The sequence below is a fragment of the Aureimonas phyllosphaerae genome (genome assembly GCF_047943035.1).
Classification (GTDB): domain Bacteria; phylum Pseudomonadota; class Alphaproteobacteria; order Rhizobiales; family Rhizobiaceae; genus Aureimonas; species Aureimonas phyllosphaerae.
On sequence record NZ_CP181348.1, the window covers coordinates 929,742 to 948,308 of the forward strand.

The following is an 18,567-nucleotide window of genomic DNA, read 5'->3' on the forward strand; positions in this document are numbered from 1 at the left end:
GCCCTGCCGCTCGACCGGCCGGCCGACGTGGCGCCCATGGCATCCACCAGGCGCCGGCCGCTCCTCGCGCCGGCGATCCTTGCGGTCGTCGTGACGGCGCTCGCCCCGCTTGCGCTCGGCGACCGGGGTCTCGTCCCCGATCTCGCCGCCCGGCTTCGGCCGCCGGAATTCCTGCACCCCTTCGGCACCGACGCGCTCGGGCGCGATATGCTGGCCCGCACGCTGCAGGGCCTGTCGGTGAGCCTGCGGATCGGGTGTCTCGCCGCCACCGCCTCCGCCGCCATCGCGCTTCTTCTGGCGCTCGTCTCGACGCTGGGCCGCGCCACGGATGCCGCCGTCTCGCTCCTGATCGACGCGGCGCTCAGCCTGCCGCATCTCGTCGCCCTGATCCTGATCGCCTTTTCGCTCGGCGGCGGGGCGGAGGCCGTGGCGGTCGCCGTCGCGCTGACACACTGGCCGCGCCTCGCCCGTATCCTGCGCGCCGAACTCCTCGGCGTCCTCGCCAGCGACTATGTCGCGGCCTCGCGCGGCTTCGGGCGCTCGCGCCTCTTCGTCGCGCGCGCGCATGTCCTGCCCCATCTCCTGCCGCAGCTCGGCGTCGGCCTGGTGCTTCTCTTCCCGCATGCGATCTTGCACGAGGCGGCGCTGACCTTCCTCGGCTTCGGCCTCGAGCCCACGAAGCCTGCGATCGGCGTGCTCCTCGCCGATGCGATGCGGACCTTGAGCGCCGGGCGCTGGTGGCTTGCCCTGTTCCCCGGCCTTGCGCTCCTTGCGCTCGCCCTGTCCTTCGAGGCGATCGGGTCTGCGGCCCGCCGTCGGCTCGATCCGCGGGCGGCGCGGTGAGCGCGCTCCTGTCGATCCGCGACCTGTCGGTGCGCTTTGCCTCGCCAGGGTCGACCGCGATGGACGCGGTGCTTCGCCACCTCTCGCTCGATCTCGACCGCGGCGAGATCGTCGCCCTCGTCGGCGCATCCGGGGCGGGCAAGAGCCTTCTCGCGCATGCGATCCTCGGTCTCCTGCCGCCGGGTGCCGTGGTCTGCGGCGAGGTCCGGTTCGAGGGGCAGGCGCTCGGGCCGGACACGCTGCCCACGCTTCGTGGCCGGCGGATCGCGCTCCTGCCGCAGTCCGTCACCCATCTCGATCCGCTGATGCCGGTCGGGCGGCAGGTGGCGCTGGCTGCGCGCCGCGCCGGCGCACCCGATCCCGGTGCGGACGGGTTCCGCCGCTTCGGGCTCGACCCCGCCGTGCGCCGAGCCCATCCGCACGAGCTATCGGGGGGCATGGCGCGCCGCGTCCTGGCGCTGGCGAGCCTTGCGGGAGCGCCCGACCTCGTGGTGGCCGACGAGCCGACCGACCATCTCGACCCGGACAGCGCCGCCGTCGTTCTCGCGGCGCTGGCGGAGGTCGCGCGCCGCGGCGGTGCGGTGCTTCTCGTCACCCACGACCTGCCGGCAGCGCTCCCCCTCGCGCACCGCGTCGCGCTGATGCGCGGCGGACGGATCGAGGCGGTCGAGCCGGCCGCAGGCTTTTCGGGAACGGGCGAGGGCATCGCCAGCGCCTACGGCCGGGCGCTCTGGCGGGCCCTGCCGCAGAACGGGTTTCTCACCGATGCTTGAGGCGATCGGAGTGTCCTACGCCTATGCGCCCGGCCGTCCGGCGCTCGCCCCGGTGTCGCTCGCGATCGCGCCGGGCGAGATCGTCGGCCTCTCCGGGCGTTCCGGAATCGGCAAGACGACGCTCGCCAAGCTTCTCGCCGGCCGGCTGCCGCTGCAGGCGGGCGCGCTGCGGCTCGACGGGTCGCCCCTGCCGGCGACGGGCCTGCGCCCGGTCCAGTATCTCGCCCAGCATCCGGTGCTCGACATGAACCCGCGCTGGCGCGTCGGGCGAATCGTCGCCGAGGCGGGCCCGCCCGATCCGGCGCTGGCGGCGCGTCTCGGCGTCGAGCCGGCATGGCAGCGGCGCTTTGCGCACGAGCTGTCGGGCGGACAGTTGCAGCGCGTGTCGCTCCTGCGCGCGCTTCGACCGGGCGTCCGGGTTCTTGTCGCGGACGAGATTTCCGCCCCGCTCGATGCGATCGCGCAGGCCGAGATCTGGCGGGTGCTCATGACCCTTGCGGCCGAGCGCGGCCTCGGGATCCTCGCGATCAGCCACGACCGCGCGCTTCTTGGGCGCGTCGCCACGCGCGAGGTGTCGCTCGCGGCCTGAAGGCCGTCAGTCGATGTGGCGCACCGGCAGGAAGTTGACGGCGCGACCCGAGAAATGCGCGGCGCTGCCGGGCTTGGCGCCGGTCGGCGCGAAGCCGAGGGCGAGGACGTCGTGCGGGCGCTCGGCCACCAGCTTGTCGGCGCTCGGCAGCGAGGGCGCCTGTTCCAGCGCCCGGCGCTCGGGATCGGCGAGGAGGGCGGCGATTGCGGTCTGCGAGCCCGACGGACGCGACTGATGCGCCCGCTTCTCGGGACGCGCGGCACCCGCAACGCGGCCGCCGCGCACCTTGGCGGCCAGGCTCGAGGCGGGCGCAGGAGTGGCAGGCACCGCAGCGCGGTGATCAAGGGAGGCTTCGAGGATCGGCGGGCGCGCATGCGGCATCGGTGCGCGTGCGAGACTGGCCGACGTTTCCGGCGCATAGGCAGCCGCCAACAGCGCGGGCGAAGCGGCCGGCGCAGCCGGCGTCGCGGCCGCGATCTCCTGTGCGATCTCGGATGCCGCACCCGGCAGGGCGGGCCGCTCATGCGGCATCGGGATGCCGTGCGGCAGCGCGCTCGCACCGTCGGCCTCCTCGGCGAGCGCCGCCACGAGGACGGCATCGATCGGGTTCGGTGCCTCCGGCTCGGGCGTGCGCGCCGGGGCGTGGGTCGGCAGCGGCACGCGCTCGGGCGTCACGAGGGCTGCGACCGCGACCTCGGCGCTCTTTGTCGGGGCGGAGGCGTCGAACGCGCCGGCATCGGCCATGGCGACGCCCGGCGGCAGTTCGGGCGGCTTCGCCTTCGGCGGAGCGGCGGCGGGAACGGGCTGGGGCGCCGGGGCCGGCGGCGCGGCCTTCTTGGCGAGCAGCGGGGCATCGCTCGCCTCCGCCTCCTCCTCGGCCTCGTCGCGGCCACCGCCGAACAGCGTCGCAAGGAACGAGCGGCGCGGCGCGGTGGAGCCGGCATCGGCCACCATCAGCTCGGACGCGCCCTTGCGCTGCTTGTAGGAGGCCATCGCCGCGGCATAGCCCGGCAGCGGCTTGCCGTCGGCGGGCAGGTGGATCGTCTTCCCGTCGGGGAAGATGCGGGTCAGCTCCTGACGGCTCATGCGCGGCCAGTAGCGCCCCGATCCGACGTCGAAATGGACGAAGGGTGCGCCGGAGCGCGGATAGAAGCCGACGCCGCCGATCTGCATCTTGAGGCCGATCTCGCGCAGCTTGGCGAGCGGCACGTCGGGGATGAAGAAGTCGACCGCCTTGCCGAGCATGTGCTGGGAGTGCTCGGCGACGCCCGTGTGGGCCGAGCGCGAGCGGAGCATCTTGTTGGTCTCGGGCGCCCGGAAGCCGCCGATCACGTGGATCGGCATGTGCGAGCCGCTCTTCTGGTAGGCTTCCCAGAGGAGGTCGAGGAGCCGCGGGTCCATCGTGGTCGGCTGGTTGCGGCGCCAGTCGCGCAGCGCCCAGTTCGCCTTCTTCAAGCCGTCCGGCAGGTATTTGCCGTCACGCTTGAAGGTGATCTCCGAGCTCTCGTGCAGGTTGATGTGGTAGATGCGAAGCGTTCGCGTCTCGGGCCGCGCGGTGGCCGTCGTGCCGAGCGCGACGCCCATCAGTCCGGCAGTCAGCGCCGCCGCATGACGAAGGCGCACGCGCCGTCGAACCGATCCCCCAACGGCCATGCTTCACGCTCTGCTCTCGTTTCCGTGAGGCCAATATGACACACCGAATGCGTCGGCACGAGGGCATGCGTTGCGCGGGGCTGGATCGGCGGCGGGATCCATCCGCCGAGGAGGGCCGATGGATCCCGGTCGTCGACCGCATTGCGCGACCGTGCCACCGCGATCGCGCAACACGCGAGGGTGGTGCCGGACGCATCCGCGCCCGGCGCTGGCGGTCAGTCCGCCGGCTGCGGCGGGATGTAGGGCCGCGGGCGGCCGCCGGGCGCCGGCAGGGCGCGCCCGCCGAAGGCGCGGCCGGCGTTGATCTCCGGCTGGGCCCCTGGGGCGGGACGCACGAGGGACGGATCGTAGCGACGATCGACGTCGGGGCGTGCGGGGGCGACGCGCGGCGGGCGGCCGGGACGGTCGTAGCCGACGCGCTCGGGCCGGTCGTAGTCCCGCCGCGGCCGATCGTAGCCGGGCCGGCCGTAATAGGGGCGGGCATCCTCGCGGTAGCGCGGGCGGTCGTAGCGGCCATAGCGCCGGTCGTCGCGCCAGTATGGGTCGCGATCGCGATAGATCGGCCGCGGCCGGTAACCGTCCTCGTAGACGACCACGGGCCGCGGATCGTAGATGCGCGGGCGCGGTTCGTAGACGGGATAGTCGTCGTAGACGGGGTATTCCGACACGCAGCCCGACAGTCCGAGAAGGGCGGCGCCCAGCACCAGAAGACGTTTCATCGAAGCCTCCCACACACGGAAGGTGAGATAGGCGGCGCTTATCCCAAGTCGATCGTGTCGCGCCGAAATGAATCGCCGGAACGGGATCGGCGGCCAAACGTCTCCCCTGCGAAAGGAGACCGATCATGGCAGACGTGAAAGACGGCACTGGAAGGGACGAGGCGCAGCATGGCGGCGGCATCGGCGACGTCGGTCGCCAGCCGATCGACCAGACCTCGGAAAATCCCGGCAACGGCACCCCGCAGACGGGACCCGGCGGCACCGGCGGCACGGGCCTCGCGGTGGACGAGGATGCGACACCCTCGGACGAGGACCCCGATCGCGACGCGGACGAGACCCTCGGCACCGTGGTCTGACGCGGCAAGAACAGCCGGCGCCGACAAGGCGCCGGCCGGCCTCTTCTAGACTCGAGCTTCGTCGAGTTGCGCCTTCAGCGTCATCGCGAAGGCGTTGAGGGCGGCGCGCACGTCGGCCAGGTGCCGTTCGTGGCCTTCGAAGTCCTCGGGATCGGACGGCAGGGACGCGCCGAGCCCCAGCACCTCTTCGGCGGCTTCCTGCGGGAAGGTGCCGCGCTGCAGGGCGCGCTCGGCGTAGAGGCCGCGCAGGAGTAGGTCCTGCGCCTGGAGCTGCGCCTGCAGCTTCATCACCGCGCCGGCCATCACGCGGATCGTATCGTCGGAAATGGGCATGGGTCGAAAGGTCCCCGCAGATCGCGCCGGGTCCTGCCCGGCTTCGCGCCCACCTTTAAGCGGCGGCGCCCGATCGGCATAGGGCGTCCCGCGCCGGGCCGGTCGGGCCGGGCGCGGGACGGACGGTCAGAGATTGCGCTCGATTGCGCCTTCCACCTTGCCGAGAAGGCCGGTGGTGCCGGATTTCGAGCTCTGCTGGGCCTGCGCGCCGCCGTCCGGCCGGGCGGGAGCCAGCGAGGGCTTGTCGCCCATCGGCACCGACTTGACCGCCGTGAACTCGGCGCGTCCGTCCATCGAGGCGCCGGCGCTCCAGCGGCCTTCGGGGATCGAGCCGTCCATCATGTGCCCGAAGTAGGCATAGGCGTATTCGCCCGCCTCCTGCGACTGCGGGAAGGAATTGGGGATCGGCAGGTTCTCGGCCGCCCCGCCCATGTCCTCGATGGCGGCGAGCCACTGCTGCTGATGCATCGTGTCGCGGGCGATCAGGAAGCTCAGCATGTCCTTCATGCCGGGATCGTCGGTCATGTTGTAGAGCCGCACGGCGAGCACCCGGCCCGAGCTTTCGGCCGTGACATTGGCGTACATGTCGGCGGCGAGATTGCCGGACGCATAGACGTGCGAGCAGTCGAAGGGCACGCCGTTGGCATCCGACGGCAGGGCGGCGAGGCCCGTCGACAGGATGTGGCGCATGTCCATGCCGTTCAGCACGGCGCCGCCCATCGCGTCGGCCGAGACCTCTTCCTGAAAGGAGAGCGGCGCGTTCTCGAGGTTGAGGGCGACGGCGGTCGAGAGCATCTCGATATGGCCGAGTTCCTCGGTTGCCGTGTTGAGAAGCATGTCGCGGTACTTGGCGGGGCCGCGCGCGCCGAAGGCCTGGAACATGTACTGGAGGGCGACGCGGATCTCGCCCTCGACGCCGCCGATCGCCTGCTGGAGGGCTCTCGCGAAGTGCGGGTTGGGGCGCTCGACGCGCACGGGATATTGCAGCTTGCCGTCGGTGTAGAACATGGAAATGGTCGCTTTTCGAATGGAGGTCGGGGCGGCTCAGGCCGCTCTGGCGCGCTCTGCGGGCAGCGCTTCGGCCACCTCGTTCAGGAGCGCGTCGATCTTTTTCTCTTCCTCGAGCGTCTGGCCGAGGAGATCGGCGGCCTCGTCGAGGCCGAGCTTTGCGGCCCAGGACTTCAGGAGGCCGTAGCGAGCGATCTCGTAGTGCTCGATCGCCTGCGCGCAGCCGATCAGGACGTCGTCGGCGGCTTCCGTGTCGCCGAAGTCCTCGAGATCCTCCTCCATCTCGGCCGTGAGGCCCTGCATGGCCTCGCAGGTCTTGCCCCGCGCCGCCTTGCCGATGATCTCGAAGACGCGCTCGAGGCGCTCGACCTGCCCTTGGCTCTCCTCGGCATGGGTCTGGAACGCCTGGCGCAACGCGTCGGCGCGCGCGGCCTTGGCCGATTTCTTCAAGGCCCGCACCGAGGCTTTTTCCGCGTAGTAGACGTCCTTCAGGGTCTCGTAGAACGCGTCGTTCAGGGTCTTCTCTTTGGCCATGGAATGATCCTCGCTGGAACGAAGGGTGGCAGCGCCGGAAGGGTCCCCGGCGCGCCGGATTGGGAGCGACCGCTCGCCGGTCAGGCGATCTGGCGCTTGATGTTCTGGAGAAGGAACAGGTGCGTCTCGATGCCGGTCACGCCGACGAGCGAGGCGCCGCGCGCCATCGGGTCGGAGCCGCCGCGCGCATAGCGGCGATGGAGGTCGAGAAGCTCGCGATGGCCCGCGATCTGGCCGTCGATGTACATCATGTCGAACATCGCGCCGTTCGCCGCCTCGAGTTCGGCGACGATCGCCGCCTGGTCGGGCCGCAGTCCGGCCTCGCCGGGGCGGGCGCCGAAGGCTTCGGCGACGGCCGCCTGTTCGGTGATCTCGAGCTTGGCGAACTCGCGCACGGCCGGATCGCGCGCCTTGCGGGTGGCGAGCTTGCTTGTGGCGGTCGAAAAGTCGCCGCCCATCAGGATCGGCATCTTCATCCGGTCCGTGGGCGCCCGCCGCTGGGCAAGCGCCAGGCCTGGCGCCGCGCCGAGGACCGCAGCCCCGAGAAGGCTTCCGGCGACCTGTCGTCTGTTCATGATCGTTGTCCCTTTGTCGACCGAGCGTCGTGGTCGATTAAGCGGCAGGGACAACTGTTGTTCCGAGACGATGATTTCGTTTTACTTGGCCGGCGAGCGGCATTTCTGCAATAATTGGCCGTATCATATTTCGCTTGGCAAGTATGTCTTGCTAAATATTGCCTGGCGAACCGTACGAAAAAAGGCCGGGCATCGGCCCGGCCTTTCCATTCAACCTCGTAGGATGAGCGAGCGTCCCGCCGGAGGCGGAACGGCATCAGCGCTCAGAGGGCCTTGATGTTCTCGGCGGCGTTCTTGCCCGAGCGACGGTCGGCGACGACCTCGAAGCTGACCTTCTGACCCTCGGCGAGGCCACGCATGCCCGAGCGCTCGAGCGCCGTGGCGTGCACGAAGACGTCGTTGCCGCCCTCGTCCGGTGCGATGAAGCCGAAGCCCTTGGTGTCGTTGTAGAACTTGACGGTTCCGTTCGGCATGACAGTGTCCCTTCAGACAAAGTGGATTGCTCGCGGCGCCGAGTGCGCAGCGATGCAGAAATCGACAGTGCAGAAGAGGATCGTTCAGTCAGCGTCGTGCTGAAAAAAGGGATCGACCGACAAAGTTCGATCGCCAATGCTTACGGTTTTACAGGTCATTTGGCAACCCGGATCGACGCTATGTTGGATTTCTGCCTCGGCAAGGCCCCCGTCGCGGCAGGGCGACCGAGGTTTTGCAGCGTCGTCTGTCGGGACGGATCGCCCCCGCCTCAGGGCGCAACCTCCTCGCTCGGCCGGGGCGAGCGGCCGCGCCCGGCCAGCCGTCGGCCGGCGGCCATCGACGGCGCTTCGACGAGGCGGAAGCAGAGAAGCGCAAAGGCGCTCGCGGCCGCGGCGACGAGCGGCAGGCCGAGCCAGACCGCGGCGTGGCCGAGCGCCTCCACCGGCACCATGCGGAAGACGACGAACACGAACAGGCCGTGGAAGAGATAGAGGCTGTAACTCGCATCGCCGAGCGCGACCGCCGGGCGCGAGGCGAGGACGCCGAACATCGTGTTGCCGGCCGCCACCGCCGAGAAGGGGATCCACAGGAGAAGAAGGGCGAGCGCCCCGAACGGATAGCCGGGAAGCGCCAGCATGGTGCTGAGCGCGGCGAGGCCGAGGATCGCCGCCGCCCGGCCGCGGAGCGCGCGCGCGAGTGCCCGCCCGCGCAGCGCCTCCGAGGTCAGCGCGCCGTAGGCAAAGCCGGCAGCGATATGCCACTGGAACCAGTCGATCGGGGCGGCGGGGACGAGGCTCATCAGCGCCGCGACGATCACGAGGGCCGCGACGCGCGCCGTGCCGCTCGGCCGCCGCATGAGGAGGAGGCCGATGACGGGCAGGGCGGCATAGAAGACCCATTCGTACTGGAGGGTCCAGATGACGCCGGCATTGATGAGATGCGCCTCCGGCGTGCCGCGAAAGCCGATGTCGGGGGAAAAGCCGAAGGTGAGCCAGGTCCAGAGGCTGCTCCAGGCCTCCGCCGCCGGCAGTGCCGACACGGTGTCGGCCGCCGCGAAGGACAGCGCCGCGATCCCGGCGAGCGACAGGAGATAGGCCGGATAGATCCGGAACACGCGCGCAATCGCAAAGCGCGGCACGTCGAGGCGCCCCCGCGCATCGACCAGCTTGCCCCAGAACAGGAAGCCGGTAATCATGAAGAACACGATCACGCCGGCCGGGCCGAGGTTCTTGAAGAGCGTTTCCGCCGGCAGGTCCCAGCGCCCGGTAAGACGCCAGTTCCAAGCGATGCGGAAGTGATGCGCCATGACGGCGAGCGCGAGGACCCCGCGCACCCCGTCGAGCGATCCGAGGCGCGCCATCGCGGTCGCCGGGCCGGGACGCCAGCGCGAGATCCCCCAGGCGACGCCGAGCGCCACCGGCCAGACGGCGAGGAGGGCAAGATAGCCCCAGGGCGCAGCGGCGCTCGACGAAACCAAGTCATCCCCCATCCGCCCCGAGGCGCCGACATCGCGCCTGCCGGCCGCCACAGCTCTCGCACGGGCCGCGCCCACATAGGACGAACCCGGCCGGCGGGAAAGCCGGCGTGCGAGGGGAAGCCCGAACGGCAAAAAGCCCGACGACGCAGGTCGCGGGCGGGGCGTTTCGTTCGGATCTGACGTAACACGGTTGGAGGGAAGGTGGTGGAGCCAAGCGGGATCGAACCGCTGACCTCTACAATGCCATTGTAGCGCTCTCCCAGCTGAGCTATGGCCCCATCGCCGCCTTGCGGCGGACATCGTGTCGGGACCCTTGGGCTGGCCCCGCGACTGGTGTGGCGGCTAGGTATGACAATGCTCGCGGGAGCGCAAGCGAAAAAAGAAGGGGCGGGAGGATTTCCCTCGCCGCCCCCGCAGAACCGGAGTTCCCTGCCCGATCAGGCGTCGTCCTCGTCGTCGCGACCGCCGCCGATGATGTCGGTCATGTCGTCGTCTTCGTCCTCGTCGTCGGCGAGGAACGTGTCGTCGTCGTCCGAATCGTCGTCGTCGTCGATGACGTCGTCATCCTCGTTGCCGTCGACGTTCGGCAGGTCGTTCGACGAGCCGCCGTCCTCGTCCTCGGCGACGTCGGCGAGCGACACCGTCTCCTCGTCGGTATCGGCGACCTCGGTCACCTCGACCTCCTGCTCCTCCTCGTCCTCGTCCTTGATGCGCGAGGCGCGCGGGGGCGCCTTGACGGTCTCGAAGAACGAGAGCGGATAGCTCTTGCCGGTGAAGGGCGAGACGATCGGGTCCTTGCCCAGATCGTAGAACTTGCGGCCCGTTTCCGGGTCGATGCGCTTGGTGCCGAGTTCGGGTTTTGCCATGGAGGGCCTCGCGGACGGGGGAGGGGCGGGCCGTGGAAGCGGCCGTTCGAGGGTCGTTGGGAGAAACCGGGCGACGGCCGATCGTTCCCGCCGAAAAATCGGTGGTCCCTTAGCGTCCTGCGGCCCGGCTTGTCAAAGAGGGCCGGAGGGGCGCCCGCGCGTCGCGCGTGACGCCCCGGACCGCGCATGTTAGGGCGTTGCGCCGAAGATCCCGGCGCCCGCCGCCGCCTGCCGAAGCCTCCCGAGGATGCCATGACCGCCCACGCTTCCGATCCCCGCCCCCTGACCAGCCGGCGCGACGGCGCCCTCCGGGGCCGCGTCCGGGTTCCCGGCGACAAGTCGATCTCGCACCGCGCCTTCCTGTTCGGGGGGCTCGCGTCGGGCCGCACGCGGGTCACCGGGCTCCTGGAGGGCGAGGACGTGCTCGCCACCGGCCGGGCCATGCGCCAGATGGGCGCGCGGATCGAGCGCGAGGGCGATGCCTGGGTGATCGACGGCACCGGCAACGGCGCGCTGCTCGAGCCGGAGGGCGTCCTCGACTTCGGCAACGCGGGCACCGGATCGCGCCTCACCATGGGCCTCGTCGGCCCTTACGAGTTCACGACGACCTTCGTCGGCGACGCGTCCCTGTCGCGCCGGCCGATGGGTCGCGTCCTCGATCCCTTGCGCGAGATGGGCGTCCAGGTGCTCGCCCGCTCCAAGGACCGCCTGCCCTTGTCGCTGCGGGGCCCGCGCGTCGCCGCCCCGATTGAGTACCGCGTGCCGATGGCCTCGGCGCAGGTGAAGTCGGCGGTGCTGCTTGCCGGCCTCAATACGCCGGGCGTCACCACCGTGATCGAGCCGGTGATGACGCGCGACCACACCGAGAAGATGCTGGAGGGCTTCGGCGCCCGCGTGTCGGTCGAGACCGACGGCGCCGGCGTGCGCACCATCCGCCTCGAGGGCCAGGGCGAGCTGCGGGGCGTGCCGGATTTCGTGGTGCCGGGCGATCCATCCTCGGCGGCCTTCCTCGTCGTCGCGGCGCTCCTCGTGCCCGGCTCGGACGTCGTGATCGAGAACGCGCTGATGAACCCGACCCGCACCGGCCTCGTCGAGACGCTGCGCGAGATGGGCGCCGATATCGAGATCCTCAATCCCCGCCTGTCGGGCGGCGAGGACGTCGCCGACCTCCATGTGCGCCACTCCGCGCTTCGCGGCGTCTCGGTGCCGGCCGCGCGCGCGCCCTCGATGATCGACGAGTATCCGGTGCTCGCCGTCGCCGCCGCGTTTGCGGACGGCACGACGCGGATGGAGGGGCTGGAGGAGCTGCGCGTCAAGGAGTCCGATCGCCTGGCGGCCGTGGCCGCAGGGCTTGCCGCCAACGGCGTCACCCATGAGGAAGGGCCGGACTGGCTCACGGTCACCGGGCGTCCGGACGGCCGGGGCCTCGGCGGCGGCACGGTCGAGACCCATCTCGACCACCGCATCGCCATGAGCTTCCTGGTCATGGGTCTCGCGTCGGAGAAGCCGGTGACGGTCGACGACGCGACCATGATCGCGACGAGCTTTCCCGAGTTCGAAGGGTTGGTGACGGGCCTCGGCGGCGTGCTGGAGCCGGCCGCCCGGTCGGAGCATTCGAAGGGGTGATCCTCGCGCTGTTTCTGGCGATCTATGTGCCCCTCGCGTTTATCTACGGCAGAAGCTTGGCTGGGCGGGTCCACGCTCAGGCGCGGCGATACGACCGGTCCGCGCTCGGGGTCATGGCGCCCAAGCTCATCCTGCCGGCAATCGTCACGCTGACGGTCGTTCTCCGCTTTTCAGGGGCGGATCTGGATGAATGGCTGGATGCGACCTCCAGCAGTACCCTCCGTACTGCGATACCGGTCTTGTGGTTCGTCGGCTCGCTGTTCGGCATTCTTTTCTTCGTGTCGATCCCGCTTGTCTTCGGCCGCCTCTTCGCTTTTGTCGCCGTCGCGGCCGGCTGGTTCAAAAATGTGCACGACGATCCGTTGAGCTTCGGCGCCCGAGGCTTCACAACGGATGCCGGGACGGCGGATCGGGAAGGGCTGGGGCGCATGGGGTTCACGGTGGCGATCGACGGGCCCGCGGCGGCCGGCAAGGGTACGATCGCCAAGCGCCTCGCCGACCATTACGGCTTCGCCTATCTCGACACGGGCCTCCTCTACCGGGCGATCGGGCGGGTGGCCGCGGAGCGCGGCCTCGACCTCGACGACGGCGAGGCGATGGGCGCCGTGGCGCGTGCGCTCGATCCCGCGGTCCTCGACGACGGGTCGCTGCGCGGCCGCGAGGCGGGCGAGCTCGCCTCGCGCGTCGCGGTGCACCCGGCCGTGCGCTCGGCGCTAACCGAGTTCCAGCGCGGCTTCGCCCGCCGGCCGGGCGGCGCGGTCCTGGACGGGCGCGACATCGGAACGGTGATCTGCCCGGAGGCCGAGGTGAAGATCTTCGTCACCGCCTCGGCCGAGGTGCGGGCCCGACGCCGCACCGCCGAACTCGTCGCCAAGGGGCGCAGCGTCGACTACGCGACGATCCTCCAGGAGGTGCGCGCGCGCGACGAGCGCGATTCGGGCCGGGCCGCCGCGCCCCTGAAGGCCGCACCCGACGCCGCCTTGCTGGACACGAGCGAACTCGATATAGAGGACGCGTTCCGGGCGGCTTGTCGGATCGTCGACGCGTCGCCACATCAACGGAACGGACCGTAGCGCCGAGCCGTCCAACGCCGAACCCTCGAGGGGGCCGGTGCCGGGCGGCGCGCATGCGTTCCGGAACACCAGAATTCACCGCCGGCCGCCGGTTCCTCGCGCCGAAACGGACCTGTCGCCCTCGAGGCGTCATGGCTCCGTGCCGCCAGCCCTCCCCGCAAAGCGCGGGCGTGGCCGGTGGCGGAACCGGCCGGACGGCCCCGTAGCGACGAACCCCCGGCGCGATGCCCCGAGCCTCGGATAGAGGCGGGGTCCCAAGGAGAACGAATGTCCAACGCAGCAGTTTCGCGCGACGATTTCGCCGCGCTTCTCGAAGCGTCCTTCCATGAGAACGATGTCGCCGAAGGCGCCGTGGTCAAGGGAACGGTCGTCGCGATCGAGAAGGACATGGCCGTCATCGACGCCGGTCTGAAGGTCGAGGGCCGCGTCGCCCTCAAGGAATTCGGCCAGAAGGGCGGCGAGTCCACCCTGAAGGTCGGCGACGTCGTCGACATCTACGTCGAGCGCATCGAGAACGCGCTGGGCGAAGCCGTCCTGTCGCGCGACAAGGCGCGCCGCGAGGAGAGCTGGGTCAAGCTCGAGGTCAAGTTCAACGCCGGCGAGAAGGTCGAAGGCCAGATCTTCAACCAGGTCAAGGGCGGCTTCACGGTCGACCTCGACGGCGCCGTCGCCTTCCTGCCGCGCTCCCAGGTCGACATCCGTCCGATCCGCGACGTCGGCCCGCTGATGAACACCCCGCAGCCGTTCCAGATCCTCAAGATGGACAAGCGCCGCGGCAACATCGTCGTGTCGCGCCGCACGGTTCTTGAAGAGTCGCGCGCCGAGCAGCGTTCCGAGATCGTCCAGAACCTCGAGGAAGGCCAGATCGTCGACGGCGTGGTCAAGAACATCACCGACTACGGTGCGTTCGTCGACCTCGGCGGCATCGATGGCCTCTTGCACGTGACGGACATGGCTTGGCGCCGCGTCAACCATCCGACCGAGATCCTCCAGATCGGCCAGTCGGTGAAGGTGCAGATCATCCGCATCAACCAGGAAACGCACCGCATCTCGCTGGGCATGAAGCAGCTCGAGGCGGATCCCTGGGAGGGCATCGGCGTCAAGTACCCGATGGGCGTGAAGGTCTCGGGTCGCGTGACCAACATCACCGACTACGGCGCCTTCGTCGAGCTGGAGCCGGGCATCGAAGGCCTGATCCACGTCTCCGAGATGAGCTGGACCAAGAAGAACGTCCATCCGGGCAAGATCCTCTCGACCTCGCAGGAAGTCGAAGTGGTCGTGCTCGAGGTCGATCCGGTCAAGCGCCGCATCTCGCTTGGCCTCAAGCAGACGCTCCAGAACCCCTGGGAAGCGTTCCGCGACCAGTTCCCGGTCGGCACGATCGTCGAGGGCGAGGTCAAGAACAAGACCGAGTTCGGCCTGTTCATCGGCCTCGAGGGCGACGTGGACGGCATGGTCCACCTGTCGGATCTCGACTGGTCGCGTCCGGGCGAGCAGGTCATCGACGAGTTCAACAAGGGTGACACCGTGCGCGCCCAGGTTCTCGACGTCGACGTCGAGAAGGAGCGCATCTCGCTCGGCATCAAGCAGGTCGGCGGCGACGCCGTCACCTCGGCCCCCGAGGCCGGCGACCTGCGCCGCGGCGCGATCGTCACCTGCGAGGTCACGTCGGTGAACGAGGGCGGCATCGAGGTCCAGATCGTGGACACCGAGTACTCCGCCTTCATCCGCCGCAACGATCTCGGCCGCGACCGTGACGACCAGCGCCCCGAGAAGTTCTCGGTCGGCCAGAAGGTCGACGCGCGCGTCACGCAGTTCGACAAGAAGGCCCGCCGCGTCGGCGTGTCGATCAAGGCGCTGCAGATCGCCGAGGAGAAGGAGGCCGTGGCTCAGTACGGCTCGACCGACTCCGGCGCTTCGCTCGGCGACATCCTCGCCGCCGCGATGAACAAGCGTGACGCCGAGTAAGCTTCGATCCGGGCGGCTTGCGCCGCCCGTTTCACGTGAGACAGAGAGACCCGCGCCGGACCGCCGGCGCGGGTCTCTTTTTGTCCGCGCGCGCCTTGCCCGGCACCCGGTGGCGTGGCATCCGGCACGCAATCACGGACGTTCCCGAGGACCCGCCATGAGCGAGACGCCCCGCTTCACCCCGATCGGCCGCGGCAAGATCGCGGCGATCGCCACCACGCTGGAAATGCGCGCCCCCGCGCCGCCGCGCCCGGTGCCGGCGGGTCTCGACGGCGAGGTCGTGTCGCTCGAGGGCATCTCGGCGGACGAGTATCTCGACCTCTTCCGCCGCGTCGGGCAGGACTACCTCTGGCTGACCCGCCTGTTCATGGCGCGCGAGACGCTGGAAGCGCAGCTCGCAAGCCCCGAGACAGAGGTCTTCGGCGAGCGCGTCGGCGTACGCCTGGAAGGTCTCCTCGAGTTCGACTGGCGGGGGGGCGCTGGCGACTGCGAGATCAAGTATTTCGGCGTCACCGCCGCGCGCCAGGCGACCGGCGCGGCGCGCCGCCTGATGAACCACGCGATCGCCCACGCCTTCGCGTCCGGCGCGACGCGCCTCTGGCTCCACACCAACACGATGGACCACCCGCGCGCGCTGGCCTTCTACGCGCGCTCAGGGTTCACCGTGGTCGGCCAGGAGGTCGAGATCAACGACGATCCGCGCCTTGCCGGCCTGCTGCCCCGGGACGCGGCACCCCACGTCCCGATCTTCGAGTAGCGAGCGTCAGCGCCAGCCGAGCGCCGGGGCGACGTGGGTCAGGATCGCCTCGATCACATGGGTGTTGTAGGCGACGCCGAGCTGGTTCGGCACCGTCAGGAGCAGCGTGTCGGCTTCCCGGATCGCCTCGTCGCGCCGCAATTCGTCCACCAGACGGTCCGGCTCGGCCGCATAGGAGCGGCCGAACACGGCGCGCATGTTGTCGATGACGCCGACCTGGTCGTGCGACGTGTCGCCGCCGAAATAGGCCCGGTCGAGATCGTTCACGATCGCGAAGATCGAGCGTGACACCGACACGCGCGGCCGCCGCTGGTGCCCGGCCGCCTCGAAGGCCGCGCGGTAGGCGCGAATCTGCCGGGCCTGCTGGACGTGGAACGGCTCGCCGGTCTCGTCGGCTTTCAGCGTCGAGCTCTGGAGGTTCATGCCCTGCTGCGCCGCCCAGACCGCGGTCGCATCCGACGCCGAGCCCCACCAGATCCGCTCGCGCAAGCCATCCGAATGCGGCTCGAGGCGCAAGAGCCCTGGAGGATTGGGAAACATCGGACGCGGGTTCGGCTCGGCGAAGCCTTCACCGCGCAGGAGATCGAGAAACGTCTCCGTGTGTCGCCGGCCCATGTCGGCGTCGCTTTCGCCGGGGCGGGGCAGGTGACCGAAATGGCGCCAGCCGTCGATCACCTGCTCGGGCGACCCACGGCTGAGGCCGAGCTGCAGGCGCCCGCCCGAGATGAGGTCAGCAGAACCTGCGTCCTCCACCATGTAATGCGGGTTCTCGTAGCGCATGTCGATGACGCCGGTGCCGATCTCGATGCGGCGCGTCCTCGCGCCGACGGCCGCCAAGAGCGGAAACGGCGAGGCGAGCTGGCGGGCGAAATGGTGGACGCGGAAATAGGCGCCGTCCGCGCCGAGCTCTTCCGCAGCGACGGCGAGATCGATCGACTGGAGGAGGACGTCGGCGGCCGAGCGCGTGGCCGAGCGGGCCGAGGGCGACCAATGGCCGAAGGACAGGAAACCGATGGACTTCATGGGTCATCTCCTGACGCCGGAACGGATGGGCGGCCGGGGGCGCCGCGCGATGGCCGACAGGTGCCCCCTCGGCGGGTCCCTGTCGAGGTTGCGGGACGGTGACCTCATCGTCTCCAAAGCGAAGACCGCATCGCGCCGCGGTGTCGAGCCGTCGAAGCACTTTGCGACGAACGGAGCGCGGCTTCCCGCCATTCCCCTTCCCAAAGGGAGAAATCCGATGCCTCATTTTATCGAACCCCGCCACGAGAACACCGATGCGCAGACACTGGCGCGCGGGCTCGGATGGTTCTCGATCGCGCTTGGCCTCGCCGAGTTGGCAAAGCCCCGTGCGATCCGCGACGGCACCGGGACGCCAGCCTCGTCCGGCCTCGTACGCGCCTTCGGCTGGCGCGAGATCGGAACGGGTGCTGCGATCCTCGCCTCGCGCCGCCCGGTCGCCATGGTCTGGGGCCGCGTCGCTGGCGATCTCGCCGATCTGGCGGTGCTCGCGCCGACCCTGCGCCACGACAATCCGCACCGGACCGTCGGCCTTGGCGCGTTTGCGATGGTCGCCGCGATCACCGCGCTCGACCTCTGCGTCGCGCTGCAGGGTGACGAGACGGCGTGAGGCGGGGGTACCCATGACCGTCCAGATTCCGCTCGGCAATGACGCGCTGGCGCCCGAAGAGGCCGGGCCCGCCCACCTCCACGAGGTTCGCCCCGACATCGCCTATCTCAGGCTCGCGCTCGTCAACGTCGTCTTCATCGGCCTGCCCTCGGCGGGCGACCGCGGCTTCGTGCTCGTCGACACCGGGATCGTCGGCGGCCTCGAGCGGATCGCCCGCGCCGCCGCCGCCCGCTTCGGGGCGGGGGCCCGACCGGCGGCGATCCTTCAGACGCACGGCCACTTCGATCACATCGGCGCGTTGGAGGACCTCAGTGCCGAATGGGACACCCCGGTGCTCGCCCATCCGTTGGAGCATCCGTTCCTCGACGGGCGGCAATCCTACCCGCCACCGGACATCTCCGCGGACGGCGGGCTGATACCGAAGCTCGCCCCCCTGTTTCCGCGCCGCCCCGTCGATGTCCGCGCACGTCTCCGGACCCTGTCGCCCGACGGCGGCATCGCCGAACTGCCGGGCTGGCGCTGGCTGCACACGCCGGGCCACACGCCCGGCCACGTATCGCTCTAGCGCGAGGCGGACCGGACGCTGATCGCCGGCGACGCCGTGATCACGACGGGGCAGGAATCGGCTTACGAGGTGGCGTTGCAGACGCCGGAGATGCACGGACCCCCGCGCTACTTCACGCCGGACTGGGTATCGGCCGCGCGCTCGGCGCGCGATCTGGCCGCCTTGGAGCCGGAGCTTCTCGTCACCGGCCATGGCCGGGCGATGGCGGGACCATCGATGCGCGCGGCGCTGCATCATCTCGCCGAGCACTTCGAGGCGATCGCACCGCCCGAGCGGCTGCGCGGAAAGGCGCCGGCCGGTTGAACTCCCCCGCGACGAAACAGCCCGGCATCCAACCCGGCGCCTTTCGCGTTGGACCGGCATCCATGATGGAGTTGATCCGATGAACCATCCCAAGATCACGGACGGGGCGAACGACCGGCCCCGCGACGCGTCGATCGGCCAGAGCGCCGGCGGCCTTCCCGACGACAGCGGTCGTCCGGTCATGGTCGACGAGGCCGAGGCGGAGCGCATGGCCGCTTCGCTCGAGGTCGAGGGCGAGGACGAGACCGAAGCGCACCCGTCATGACGGCGCGCGCTTCTTCGCTCGCGCGCGGCGTGCTCATCGTCGCGGCCGCCCTGTCGCTCGCCGCCTGCAACCCGACGGCCGGCGAGCGGACGGGCAGCGGCGACGGCCCGACGAACAGCGCGGGATCATCGAACACGCCGGGCCAGGTCATCAACGGCGGTCCGGCCGCCGAATAGCGAT

General features: G+C 70.3%; 21 protein-coding genes, 1 tRNA gene and 1 pseudogene. 12 read left to right on the plus strand and 11 right to left on the minus strand.

Features of this window, described 5'->3' with window-relative positions; all coding sequences use genetic code 11:
• Positions 1-36 precede the first annotated feature (36 nt).
• From ACLNGM_RS04235 to ACLNGM_RS04245, 3 genes are read left to right on the plus strand one after another with little or no spacing between them, the layout of a single operon-like run.
• Positions 37-843 carry an ABC transporter permease gene (locus tag ACLNGM_RS04235; RefSeq protein WP_416357331.1) on the plus strand — a complete coding sequence of 269 codons (807 nt, stop codon included), beginning with the start codon at positions 37-39 and terminating at the stop codon, positions 841-843.
• Entirely contained in the window at positions 840-1,616 is a 777-nt protein-coding gene (locus ACLNGM_RS04240) for an ATP-binding cassette domain-containing protein (protein WP_416357332.1), read from the plus strand. The genes ACLNGM_RS04235 and ACLNGM_RS04240 overlap by 4 nt, the downstream gene beginning before the upstream one ends.
• Positions 1,609-2,205 carry an ATP-binding cassette domain-containing protein gene (locus tag ACLNGM_RS04245; RefSeq protein WP_416357333.1) on the plus strand — a complete coding sequence of 199 codons (597 nt, stop codon included), beginning with the start codon at positions 1,609-1,611 and terminating at the stop codon, positions 2,203-2,205. The genes ACLNGM_RS04240 and ACLNGM_RS04245 overlap by 8 nt, the downstream gene beginning before the upstream one ends.
• Before the next feature lie 6 nt (positions 2,206-2,211).
• On the opposite strand, the gene ACLNGM_RS04250 is transcribed toward ACLNGM_RS04245, so the two are convergent.
• Together ACLNGM_RS04250 and ACLNGM_RS04255 are read right to left on the minus strand one after the other, a co-directional pair.
• Complete coding sequence (locus ACLNGM_RS04250) at positions 2,212-3,828, minus strand: DUF882 domain-containing protein (RefSeq protein WP_416357334.1); 1,617 nt, start codon at positions 3,826-3,828, stop codon at positions 2,212-2,214.
• 245 nt (positions 3,829-4,073) lie between these two features.
• Positions 4,074-4,577, minus strand: coding sequence for a hypothetical protein (locus tag ACLNGM_RS04255; protein WP_416357335.1), 504 nt, complete (start codon positions 4,575-4,577; stop codon positions 4,074-4,076).
• Between the two features lie 125 nt (positions 4,578-4,702).
• Between ACLNGM_RS04255 and ACLNGM_RS04260 the strand changes: the two genes are divergently transcribed.
• Positions 4,703-4,933 carry a hypothetical protein gene (locus tag ACLNGM_RS04260; protein WP_416357336.1) on the plus strand — a complete coding sequence of 77 codons (231 nt, stop codon included), beginning with the start codon at positions 4,703-4,705 and terminating at the stop codon, positions 4,931-4,933.
• Between the two features lie 45 nt (positions 4,934-4,978).
• On the opposite strand, the gene ACLNGM_RS04265 is transcribed toward ACLNGM_RS04260, so the two are convergent.
• The 8 genes from ACLNGM_RS04265 to ACLNGM_RS04300 all read right to left on the minus strand — a co-directional run bounded on the left by ACLNGM_RS04265 (position 4,979) and on the right by ACLNGM_RS04300 (position 10,200).
• Positions 4,979-5,266: a hypothetical protein gene (locus tag ACLNGM_RS04265; protein WP_090963253.1), complete on the minus strand. Its 288-nt coding sequence runs from the start codon at positions 5,264-5,266 to the stop codon at positions 4,979-4,981.
• A 126-nt stretch (positions 5,267-5,392) separates the two neighbouring features.
• Positions 5,393-6,274, minus strand: coding sequence for a manganese catalase family protein (locus tag ACLNGM_RS04270; protein WP_416357337.1), 882 nt, complete (start codon positions 6,272-6,274; stop codon positions 5,393-5,395).
• Positions 6,275-6,310: 36 nt separating this feature from the next.
• A complete protein-coding gene (locus tag ACLNGM_RS04275) occupies positions 6,311-6,808 on the minus strand; it encodes a ferritin-like domain-containing protein (RefSeq protein ID WP_416357338.1) in 498 nt (165 codons plus the stop codon).
• A gap of 80 nt (positions 6,809-6,888) precedes the next feature.
• On the minus strand, positions 6,889-7,383 hold the full coding sequence (locus ACLNGM_RS04280) for a DUF4142 domain-containing protein (RefSeq protein ID WP_416357339.1): 495 nt from the start codon (positions 7,381-7,383) through the stop codon (positions 6,889-6,891).
• A 263-nt stretch (positions 7,384-7,646) separates the two neighbouring features.
• Positions 7,647-7,856: a cold-shock protein gene (locus ACLNGM_RS04285; protein WP_090963262.1), complete on the minus strand. Its 210-nt coding sequence runs from the start codon at positions 7,854-7,856 to the stop codon at positions 7,647-7,649.
• Between the two features lie 269 nt (positions 7,857-8,125).
• Positions 8,126-9,334 (minus strand): acyltransferase family protein, encoded by a 1,209-nt coding sequence (locus ACLNGM_RS04290; RefSeq protein ID WP_416357340.1) that lies wholly within the window; start codon positions 9,332-9,334, stop codon positions 8,126-8,128.
• 202 nt (positions 9,335-9,536) lie between these two features.
• Positions 9,537-9,612, minus strand: a tRNA-Ala gene (locus tag ACLNGM_RS04295).
• Between the two features lie 159 nt (positions 9,613-9,771).
• On the minus strand, positions 9,772-10,200 hold the full coding sequence (locus ACLNGM_RS04300) for a TIGR02300 family protein (RefSeq protein ID WP_090963266.1): 429 nt from the start codon (positions 10,198-10,200) through the stop codon (positions 9,772-9,774).
• A 252-nt stretch (positions 10,201-10,452) separates the two neighbouring features.
• On the opposite strand from ACLNGM_RS04300, the gene aroA reads away from it, so the two are divergent.
• The 4 genes from aroA to ACLNGM_RS04320 all read left to right on the plus strand — a co-directional run bounded on the left by aroA (position 10,453) and on the right by ACLNGM_RS04320 (position 15,624).
• Positions 10,453-11,826, plus strand: coding sequence for a 3-phosphoshikimate 1-carboxyvinyltransferase (gene aroA / locus ACLNGM_RS04305; protein WP_416357341.1), 1,374 nt, complete (start codon positions 10,453-10,455; stop codon positions 11,824-11,826).
• Positions 11,827-12,254: 428 nt separating this feature from the next.
• Positions 12,255-12,899 carry a (d)CMP kinase gene (gene cmk / locus ACLNGM_RS04310; RefSeq protein WP_416358383.1) on the plus strand — a complete coding sequence of 215 codons (645 nt, stop codon included), beginning with the start codon at positions 12,255-12,257 and terminating at the stop codon, positions 12,897-12,899.
• 267 nt (positions 12,900-13,166) lie between these two features.
• On the plus strand, positions 13,167-14,867 hold the full coding sequence (gene rpsA, locus ACLNGM_RS04315) for a 30S ribosomal protein S1 (protein WP_090963270.1): 1,701 nt from the start codon (positions 13,167-13,169) through the stop codon (positions 14,865-14,867).
• Between the two features lie 157 nt (positions 14,868-15,024).
• Positions 15,025-15,624 carry a GNAT family N-acetyltransferase gene (locus tag ACLNGM_RS04320; protein WP_416357342.1) on the plus strand — a complete coding sequence of 200 codons (600 nt, stop codon included), beginning with the start codon at positions 15,025-15,027 and terminating at the stop codon, positions 15,622-15,624.
• 6 nt (positions 15,625-15,630) lie between these two features.
• Here ACLNGM_RS04320 and ACLNGM_RS04325 read toward each other — a convergent pair whose 3' ends face one another.
• Positions 15,631-16,647 (minus strand): LLM class flavin-dependent oxidoreductase, encoded by a 1,017-nt coding sequence (locus tag ACLNGM_RS04325; protein WP_416357343.1) that lies wholly within the window; start codon positions 16,645-16,647, stop codon positions 15,631-15,633.
• A gap of 217 nt (positions 16,648-16,864) precedes the next feature.
• Here ACLNGM_RS04325 and ACLNGM_RS04330 point away from each other — a divergent pair, with 217 nt between their 5' ends.
• The 4 genes and pseudogenes from ACLNGM_RS04330 (at position 16,865) to ACLNGM_RS04345 (ending at position 18,563) form a co-directional block, all read left to right on the plus strand.
• Positions 16,865-17,254, plus strand: a complete 390-nt coding sequence (locus ACLNGM_RS04330) for a hypothetical protein (protein ID WP_416357344.1) — start codon at positions 16,865-16,867, stop codon at positions 17,252-17,254.
• Positions 17,255-17,267: 13 nt separating this feature from the next.
• Positions 17,268-18,122: pseudogene (locus tag ACLNGM_RS04335) on the plus strand (MBL fold metallo-hydrolase).
• A 79-nt stretch (positions 18,123-18,201) separates the two neighbouring features.
• The gene (locus ACLNGM_RS04340) at positions 18,202-18,387 is read left to right on the plus strand and encodes a hypothetical protein (RefSeq protein ID WP_090963279.1); all 186 of its coding nucleotides are present in this window, start codon (positions 18,202-18,204) and stop codon (positions 18,385-18,387) included.
• A complete protein-coding gene (locus ACLNGM_RS04345) occupies positions 18,384-18,563 on the plus strand; it encodes a hypothetical protein (protein WP_416357345.1) in 180 nt (59 codons plus the stop codon). The genes ACLNGM_RS04340 and ACLNGM_RS04345 overlap by 4 nt, the downstream gene beginning before the upstream one ends.
• Positions 18,564-18,567: the final 4 nt, after the last annotated feature.

Coding starts and splice junctions, on each gene's coding strand:
- ACLNGM_RS04260 (WP_416357336.1), top strand. CDS start 4,703: ATGGCAGACGTGAAAGACGGCACTGGAAGGGACGAGGCGCAGCATGGC.
- ACLNGM_RS04330 (WP_416357344.1), top strand. CDS start 16,865: ATGCCTCATTTTATCGAACCCCGCCACGAGAACACCGATGCGCAGACA.
- ACLNGM_RS04265 (WP_090963253.1), bottom strand. CDS start 5,266: ATGCCCATTTCCGACGATACGATCCGCGTGATGGCCGGCGCGGTGATG.
- ACLNGM_RS04270 (WP_416357337.1), bottom strand. CDS start 6,274: ATGTTCTACACCGACGGCAAGCTGCAATATCCCGTGCGCGTCGAGCGC.
- ACLNGM_RS04280 (WP_416357339.1), bottom strand. CDS start 7,383: ATGAACAGACGACAGGTCGCCGGAAGCCTTCTCGGGGCTGCGGTCCTC.
- ACLNGM_RS04340 (WP_090963279.1), top strand. CDS start 18,202: ATGAACCATCCCAAGATCACGGACGGGGCGAACGACCGGCCCCGCGAC.
- ACLNGM_RS04275 (WP_416357338.1), bottom strand. CDS start 6,808: ATGGCCAAAGAGAAGACCCTGAACGACGCGTTCTACGAGACCCTGAAG.
- aroA (WP_416357341.1), top strand. CDS start 10,453: ATGACCGCCCACGCTTCCGATCCCCGCCCCCTGACCAGCCGGCGCGAC.
- ACLNGM_RS04285 (WP_090963262.1), bottom strand. CDS start 7,856: ATGCCGAACGGAACCGTCAAGTTCTACAACGACACCAAGGGCTTCGGC.
- ACLNGM_RS04300 (WP_090963266.1), bottom strand. CDS start 10,200: ATGGCAAAACCCGAACTCGGCACCAAGCGCATCGACCCGGAAACGGGC.
- rpsA (WP_090963270.1), top strand. CDS start 13,167: ATGTCCAACGCAGCAGTTTCGCGCGACGATTTCGCCGCGCTTCTCGAA.
- ACLNGM_RS04345 (WP_416357345.1), top strand. CDS start 18,384: ATGACGGCGCGCGCTTCTTCGCTCGCGCGCGGCGTGCTCATCGTCGCG.
- ACLNGM_RS04255 (WP_416357335.1), bottom strand. CDS start 4,577: ATGAAACGTCTTCTGGTGCTGGGCGCCGCCCTTCTCGGACTGTCGGGC.
- ACLNGM_RS04325 (WP_416357343.1), bottom strand. CDS start 16,647: ATGAAGTCCATCGGTTTCCTGTCCTTCGGCCATTGGTCGCCCTCGGCC.
- ACLNGM_RS04235 (WP_416357331.1), top strand. CDS start 37: ATGGCATCCACCAGGCGCCGGCCGCTCCTCGCGCCGGCGATCCTTGCG.
- cmk (WP_416358383.1), top strand. CDS start 12,255: ATGGGGTTCACGGTGGCGATCGACGGGCCCGCGGCGGCCGGCAAGGGT.
- ACLNGM_RS04320 (WP_416357342.1), top strand. CDS start 15,025: ATGAGCGAGACGCCCCGCTTCACCCCGATCGGCCGCGGCAAGATCGCG.
- ACLNGM_RS04245 (WP_416357333.1), top strand. CDS start 1,609: ATGCTTGAGGCGATCGGAGTGTCCTACGCCTATGCGCCCGGCCGTCCG.